The organism is Acidiphilium sp. PM (assembly GCF_000219295.1).
Taxonomy (GTDB): Bacteria; Pseudomonadota; Alphaproteobacteria; order Acetobacterales; family Acetobacteraceae; genus Acidiphilium; species Acidiphilium multivorum.
In genome coordinates, this window is record NZ_AFPR01000575.1 from 1 (window position 1) to 529 (window position 529).

Here is a 529-nt window from a genome sequence, read left to right on the forward strand (position 1 = left end):
GCTCCTCGCCGCGATTCCCGGCGTTGGGGCAATCACCGCGATCACCATGGCGCTCAATGTGAACCCCGCGAATTTTGAGACCGGGCGGCATTTTGCAGCGTGGCTCGGGCTGACTCCGCGAGAGCATTCCACCGGCGGCAAGCATCGTATGGGAAAGATAAGTAAGGCAGGCAATGAGAGGTTGCGGCAGTTGCTCGTGGTCGGGGCGATGGCGGTGATCCGCTTCGCTAAACCAGGCAGCAAATCAGCGACCGCTTGGCTGTTTGCAATTGCTGGAGCGGAAGCCGCGCAAGGTCGCGGCGATCGCTCTGGCCAACAAGATGGCCCGGATCATCTGGGCCATGATGGCGCGTGGTGAAGCGTATCGGCGTCAGCCGGTAGCCGCCTGATCCGCGCGCCGGTGCCGAGGGTTTAGGGGCAAACAGGAGATGGTTATCGGTCGAACCGACGAGCAACAAAATCCGTCTGAATCTACGGCAGTTCCATGCCGCAATTTCTGTTTGGATGTTGCTCGCGGCACCCATCTGGG

General features: G+C 60.9%; 1 pseudogene. It reads left to right on the forward strand.

The features are described 5' to 3' along the window. Positions 1 to 389, forward strand: a pseudogene (locus tag APM_RS18645) (transposase); the annotation flags it as partial. Positions 390 to 529 lie beyond the last annotated feature (140 nt).